The organism is Caulobacter sp., assembly GCF_049283275.1.
Taxonomy (GTDB): domain Bacteria; phylum Pseudomonadota; class Alphaproteobacteria; order Caulobacterales; family Caulobacteraceae; genus Caulobacter.
This window is the reverse complement of sequence record NZ_JBAPVS010000084.1, coordinates 1-5,693: the sequence shown is the minus strand read 5'-3', so window position 1 is coordinate 5,693 and position 5,693 is coordinate 1. Positions and strand designations below refer to the sequence as shown.

Sequence of the window (5,693 nt, the reverse complement as noted above, 5' to 3'; positions counted from 1 at the left end):
GCCCGAAGCGGCCGCACCGGCCGCCGCAGCTTCACCGGCCGGAGCCGCAGCCGCCTCGGCCGGCTTGGGAGCCGGAACCGGCAGGGTCGAGCCCAGGCTGTGCAGGTAGGCGATCACCGCGATGCGGTCTTCCTGCTTCTTCAGGCCCACGAAGGTCATCTTGGTGCCGGAGATGTACTTGCCCGGCGCTTTCAGGAACTGGTCGACGTGGTCGTAGTCCCACACCGGGTTCTTGCCGCCGAACTCGGTCATGGCCGGCGAATAGGCGAAGCCGCCGTGCGAGCCGGGCTTGCGGCCCAGGACGTCCCACAGATCGGGGCCGGTGCCGTTGGGGCCGCCTTGCTCGAAGCTGTGGCACGAGGCGCACTTGGCGGTGACGGCCTTGCCGGCTTCGATATTGGCCGGAACCAGCAGCACGCTGCCCCAGTCGGGCGCGACCTCGGCCGCGGGGGCCCCGCCTTCGCCGGCCTCTTCGGCCACGGCGATCGCATAGCCCGGCTTCTCAAGCTCGTGCTTGGCGAAAACGATGTCCGACGCTTCCTTGAGGCCGAAAATGATCAGGCCCGTCATCAGGACGCCGCCGAAGATCTTGTTGAACGTCAGGTCGCTCATCTAAAGCCTTACCAGCCTCTTGGGGGCCGTCTGACGACAGGCCCGAAATCCGCGCCCGGAGGTTTCCCCCGTGCGCTCCATGTTGCGCTCGCGTCTCTTACACGCTACCGCCCGGGGCGCAACCGGGCAGCAACGGTTTTGACCCGCATCGGCCTTTCATGAACCCCATCGTCGTCATTCCGGCCCGTATGGCGGCCACCCGTCTTCCCGACAAGCCGTTGGCCGACATCGGCGGGGTGTCGATGATCGTGCGCGTGCTGCGTCAGGCCCAGGCGGCGGGAATCGGCCCCGTGGCGGTGGCGGCCGGCGACATGGCGATCGTCCACGCGGTCAAGCAGGCCGGCGGCCAGGCGGTGCTGACCGATCCGGCCCTGCCGTCGGGCTCCGACCGCATCCTGGCCGCCCTGGAGGCGCTGGACCCGGAACGCCGCCACGACGTGGTCATCAACCTGCAGGGCGACATGCCGTTCGTGCAGCCCTCGGTGCTGAGCGCCTGCGCCGACCTGCTGAGCGCCCACCCCGACTGCGACATCGCCACCGTCGTCGCCCCTGAAGCCTCGCCCGCCGACCGGTCCAACCCCGACGTGGTCAAGGCCGTGCTGGCCATGGAGCAGGACGGCCAGTCGGGCCGGGCGCTGTATTTCACCCGCTCCACCCTCTATGGCGACGCGCCGGTCTGGCGCCACATCGGCATCTACGGCTATCGCCGCGCCGCCCTGGAGGCCTTCAACGCCGCCCCGCCCTCGCCGCTGGAGAAGCGCGAGAAGCTGGAGCAGCTGCGGGCCATGGAGCTGGGCCTTAGCCTGCGCGCCGCCGTGGCCGCCGAGGCCCCGATCTCCGTCGACAATCCCTCTGATCTAGAAGCGGCGCGCGCGTATGCGGCCGGAAAGTCAGCATGAGCATCCTCAAGAAGATCGCCTTCCAGGGCGAGCCCGGCGCCAACAGCCATGAGGCCTGCCGCACCTATTTTCCCGACTACGAGGCCGTGCCCTGCGCCACCTTCGAGGAGGCGTTCGAGGCCATCAAGACCGGCGCCTGCCAGCTGGGCATGATTCCGATCGAAAATTCGATCGCCGGCCGCGTGGCCGACGTCCACCACCTGCTGCCCGCTTCGGGCCTGAAGATCATCGGCGAGCGCTTCAAGCCGATCCGCTTCCAGCTGATGGCCAATTCGGGCGTGACGCTGGAGACGGTGAAGATCGCCAGCTCGATGCCGATCGCGCTCAGCCAGTGCCGTCAAAGCCTCAAGAGGCTGGGCCTGGCCCACGAGAGCGCGGGCGACACGGCCGGAGCCGCCAAGGCCCTGGCCCTGAAGCCCGACCCGACCCGCGCCGCCGTCGCCCCGGCCCTGGCCGCCGAGATCTACGGCCTGGACATCCTGGCCCGCGACATCGAGGACGAGCGCAACAACACCACGCGCTTCTTGGTGATGACGGCGGACGCCAATCCCGCCGCGCCGCCGTTCACCCACCGTTGCGTGACCAGCTTCGTGTTCAAGGTCCGCAACCTGCCGGCCGCCCTCTACAAGGCGCTGGGCGGGTTCGCGACCAACGGCGTCAACATGACCAAGCTGGAAAGCTATATGGAGGGCGGGGCCTTCACCGCGACCTTCTTCTACGCCGAGGTCGACGGCCGCCCCGAGGACCGCCCGCTGGCCCTGGCGTTCGACGAGCTGAAGTTCTTCTCGGACAAGTTCGAGATCCTGGGCGTCTATCCGGCCGATCCGTTCCGCGATCGGGTGTAGTTTCTTCTCCCCTTGCGGGAGAAGGCTAACGTCACGGCAGGCTTCGCCATAACGCTGTTCTGCGGATAACCTCCCGTCCAAGGCCCTGCCAATGGGGCCGGGGAGGAACGACAATGCACACTCTGATCGCGCCGGTGATGGCGCTGGTGGCCTGGTCGCTGTTGATCTGGCTTTGGATGTACGTCCGCCGCATTCCGGCGATGAGCAAGGCCGGGATCAAGCCGCAGGACGCGGCCTTTCCGGGCAGTCTGAACATCCTGCCCGCCGGGGTGCGCCAGGCGGCCGACAACTACAATCACCTGATGGAACAGCCGACGATCTTTTACGCGGCCGCCCTGGCCATCCAGGTCGCGGGCCACGGCGACGCCCTGGCGGTCAATCTGGCCTGGGCTTTCGTCGGCCTGCGGGTGCTGCACAGCCTGATCCAGGTCAGCGTCAACATCGTGCCGCTGCGCTTCCTGGCGTTCGCGCTGTCGACCATCGCCCTGGCGTGGATGGTGGTGCGCGAGCTGGTGGTGCTGTTCGGATAAGAAATCCTCCCCCTGTGGGGGAGGTGTCGGCGTAGCCGACGGTGGGGGGAGTGATCGGTCGGTGGCCGGTGCTGGATCTTCGACCCTAAAACGCCCCCCACCGATCGCTTCGCGATCGCCTCCCCCACAGGGGGAGGGACTACCTCTAGTCTTCGCCCTCCGCCCAGGCCTTGATCAGCTGGTGGGCGATGGCCAGGGGCGGGGGCGCGAAAAAGCCTTCCAGCTCGCCGGCGATCAGGGCCTTGGCCTCGTCCTTGGTGAACCACTTGACCGCTTCCAGCTCGGTCTGGTCGGGGGCGGCGGTGTCGCTGTCGACGTCGGCCATCAGGCCCATCATCAGCGACGAGGGCCAGGGCCAGGGCTGGCTGGAATGGTAGCGCACCGCCGTGGCGGTCAGGCCGGCCTCCTCCATCAGCTCGCGGGCGCAGGCCTCCTCGATGGTCTCGCCGGGCTCCAGGAAGCCGGCCAGGGCCGAGTACATGCCGGGCGGCCAGCCCGCCTGGCGGCCCAACAGGCATTTGCCGTCGTGCAGGGCCAGCATGATCGCCACCGGGTCGGTGCGCGGGAAATGCTCGGTGTGGCAGGACGGGCAGAGCCGCTTCCAGCCGCCGTCGCTGACGGCCGTCTCCTGGCCGCAGTTGCTGCACCACTTGTGCTTGCGCCGCCATTCGAACATCGACTTGGCGGTGGCCAGGATGCCGGCGTCGGGCGGCGGCAGGGTCAGGGCGATCCCGCGCAGTTCCTCGAACCGCCCCAGGCCCTGCAGCGGCCCCTCGGCCGGGTCGGCCCCGCCCTCCAGGTCGACGGCGAACACCGCGATGTCCTTCCACAGGCCCAGGAACAGCAGCCGCTCGGGCGTGGCGGCCAGCTCCTTGGCCATGTCGGCCCGCAAATAGGCGATCTGAACGCCCGTGACCTTGCTCTCTTCCCCGTCCTGGGCGCAGACGAGGTCCTCGACCAGCGCCTTGCCGTTCCAGATGGCCACGGCCAGCGAGTGCGGATCGTCGGCCTTTTCGGCCAGCCAGGCTTCGTCGCCCCGGCGCTCGCTGGCGCGGTCGAGCGGGTTGCCGGCGAAGATGTTGGTGATGATCGAAAGGGCCATGGCGAATCTCTAGAGCATTTTCGAGCGAAGTGGATTCCGGTTCGCATGAAGAAAATGCGCCCGGAAGGAAAGTCCATCCGCGACGAAGAGTCGTCACCGCCCCGCGCCTAACGTCTTGCATAGCGGCCGATGAGTCGCGATATAGGCGTTGGAGATCGGTGACGGGCGGAGTCCTCGCCAACCTGGTCAGGGCCGAGAGGCAGCAGCCACAACGAGTTTCGCTCCGGGTCGTCTGCCGGTCTCCACCTTTCCCCACAATCTCTTCGGCTATTTGGCGGCAACAGCGCTCTAAGCGCGGGCCGAGCCTTTTGCTGCGCCCTTCGGCGCACTACACTCGCGCCATGGCCGACCACGACGACCTCACCACCGATTCCGCGCCGCCGTGGGATGACGACGCGCCCGAGCGCGACGAGAACACCGCCGACATCTTCGGCGGGCCTCCTGCCGAGGCCGCGTCGCCCGTGGCCGCGCCGGTTCCGGCCGCCCCGCCGGCCGCCCCGGTCGCCCAGCTGCCGTCCGACGCTTCCCAAGAGGAGTCGGGCGCCGCCTACACCGTGCTGGCGCGCAAGTACCGGCCGCGCACCTTCGAGGACCTGATCGGCCAGGAGGCCATGGTCCGCACCCTGGCCAACGCCTTCGCCACGGGCCGCATCGCCCACGCCTTCATGCTCACCGGCGTGCGCGGCGTCGGCAAGACCACGACCGCCCGCCTGTTGGCTCGGGCGCTGAACTATGAGACCGACACCGTCCACCAGCCCTCGGTCGACCTGACCGTCGACGGCCTGCACTGCAAGGCGATCATCGAAGGCCGTCACATGGACGTGCTGGAGCTGGACGCCGCCAGCCGCACCAAGGTCGACGAGATGCGCGAGCTGCTGGACGGGGTGCGCTACGCCCCGGTCGAGGCGCGCTACAAGGTCTACATCATCGACGAAGTGCACATGCTGTCGACGGCGGCGTTCAATGCGCTGCTGAAGACGCTGGAAGAGCCGCCGCCGCACGCCAAGTTCATTTTCGCCACCACCGAGATCCGCAAGGTTCCGGTGACCATCCTGTCGCGCACCCAGCGCTTCGACCTGCGCCGGGTCGAGCCGGACGTGCTGGTCAAGCACTTCGCCAAGATCGCCGCCAAGGAAGGCGCCAAGGTCGAGGAAGACGGCCTGGCCCTGATCGCCCGCGCCGCCGAAGGCTCGGTGCGCGACGGCCTGTCGCTGCTGGATCAGGCCATCGTCCAGGGCGAGCGCGGTTCGACCGTCACCGCCGCCGTGGTCCGCGACATGCTGGGCCTGGCCGACCGCGGCCAGACCATCGCCCTGTTCGAAAACGTCATGAGCGGCAAGCCGGGCGAATCGCTGAAGGGCTTCCGCGCCCTGTGGGGCTTTGGGGCCGATCCGGCGGTGGTCATGCTGGACCTGCTGGACCACTGCCATGCCGCGTCGGTGGCCAAGGCCCTGGGGCCGGACGTCCTGACCCTGCCCAAGGAGCAGGCCGCGCGCCTGACCGCCATCGGGGCCCAGACCTCGGCCGGCAGCCTGTCGCGCCTGTGGCAGATGCTGCTGAAGGCCCATGAGGAAGTGCGCCGCGCGCCCGACGCCATGGCCGCCGCCGAAATGGCCATCATCCGCCTGTGCTACGCGGCCGATCTGCCCGGCCCGGAAGAAGCCTTGAAGGCCCTGCGTGACGGCCAGCCCGTGGGCGGCGGTCC

6 protein-coding genes and 1 other RNA gene are annotated in these 5,693 nt (G+C 68.7%); 5 read left to right on the top strand and 2 right to left on the bottom strand.

Annotated elements, in window-relative coordinates; genetic code table 11:
- Nucleotides 1-612: c-type cytochrome (locus tag WAL33_RS04220; protein WP_422178803.1), on the bottom strand; the 612-nt coding region annotated here is incomplete at its 3' end.
- A gap of 158 nt (nucleotides 613-770) precedes the next feature.
- Between WAL33_RS04220 and WAL33_RS04215 the strand changes: the two genes are divergently transcribed.
- The 3 genes from WAL33_RS04215 to WAL33_RS04205 all read left to right on the top strand — a co-directional run bounded on the left by WAL33_RS04215 (nucleotide 771) and on the right by WAL33_RS04205 (nucleotide 2,886).
- Nucleotides 771-1,511 (top strand): 3-deoxy-manno-octulosonate cytidylyltransferase, encoded by a 741-nt coding sequence (locus WAL33_RS04215; protein WP_422178801.1) that lies wholly within the window; start codon nucleotides 771-773, stop codon nucleotides 1,509-1,511.
- Complete coding sequence (locus WAL33_RS04210) at nucleotides 1,508-2,356, top strand: prephenate dehydratase (RefSeq protein WP_422178799.1); 849 nt, start codon at nucleotides 1,508-1,510, stop codon at nucleotides 2,354-2,356. The genes WAL33_RS04215 and WAL33_RS04210 overlap by 4 nt, the downstream gene beginning before the upstream one ends.
- A 113-nt stretch (nucleotides 2,357-2,469) precedes the next feature.
- Nucleotides 2,470-2,886 carry an MAPEG family protein gene (locus WAL33_RS04205; protein ID WP_422178797.1) on the top strand — a complete coding sequence of 139 codons (417 nt, stop codon included), beginning with the start codon at nucleotides 2,470-2,472 and terminating at the stop codon, nucleotides 2,884-2,886.
- A gap of 145 nt (nucleotides 2,887-3,031) precedes the next feature.
- Here WAL33_RS04205 and nudC read toward each other — a convergent pair whose 3' ends face one another.
- Nucleotides 3,032-3,988 carry an NAD(+) diphosphatase gene (gene nudC, locus WAL33_RS04200; protein WP_422178795.1) on the bottom strand — a complete coding sequence of 319 codons (957 nt, stop codon included), beginning with the start codon at nucleotides 3,986-3,988 and terminating at the stop codon, nucleotides 3,032-3,034.
- 152 nt (nucleotides 3,989-4,140) lie between these two features.
- On the opposite strand from nudC, the gene ffs reads away from it, so the two are divergent.
- Both ffs and WAL33_RS04190 read left to right on the top strand, forming a co-directional pair.
- Nucleotides 4,141-4,233, top strand: an RNA gene (gene ffs / locus WAL33_RS04195) — signal recognition particle sRNA small type.
- 96 nt (nucleotides 4,234-4,329) lie between these two features.
- A partial coding sequence (locus tag WAL33_RS04190; RefSeq protein WP_422178793.1) for a DNA polymerase III subunit gamma/tau occupies nucleotides 4,330-5,693 on the top strand: 1,364 nt, incomplete at its 3' end.